Raw genomic sequence first — 462 nt, forward strand, 5'->3', positions numbered from 1 at the left:
GGAGACGTTCCTGCGCGCCTGGCACAAGCGGGAGTCCTTCAGGGGCCACGCGGCAGTACGGACCTGGCTGTACCGGATCGCGACGAACGCCTGCCTCGACTTCCTGAAGAAGCCCACCAACCGGGCACCCGCACCGTCCGCGCTGCCGGACGCCGACTCCGAGGTGATGTACCTGCAGCCGTACCCCGACCAGATGCTCCCCGAGGACCCGCAGGAATCGGTGGTGGCGCGGGAGACGATCGAGCTGGCGTTCATCGTCGCCGTGCAGCACCTACCACCGCGCCAGCGGGCGGTGTTCATCCTGCGCGACGTGCTCGGCTGGCCGGCGTCGACGGCCGCCGACGCCCTGGAGCTGACCGTCGCGTCGGTGACCAGCGCACTGCAGCGGGCCCGCGTGACGATGCGCGAGCAGCTGCCCGCCCGCCGCCTCGACTGGCGCAGCCCCGCCACCCACGAGCTGTC

General features: G+C 71.9%; 1 protein-coding gene. It reads left to right on the forward strand.

The annotated features are described in order from the left end of the window. The coding region (locus tag KBX53_RS35670; RefSeq protein ID WP_210864109.1) for a sigma-70 family RNA polymerase sigma factor at positions 1–462 on the forward strand (462 nt) is incomplete at both ends.

Source organism: Micromonospora sp. M51, assembly GCF_018070305.1.
GTDB classification, from domain to species: domain Bacteria; phylum Actinomycetota; class Actinomycetes; order Mycobacteriales; family Micromonosporaceae; genus Micromonospora; species Micromonospora parva.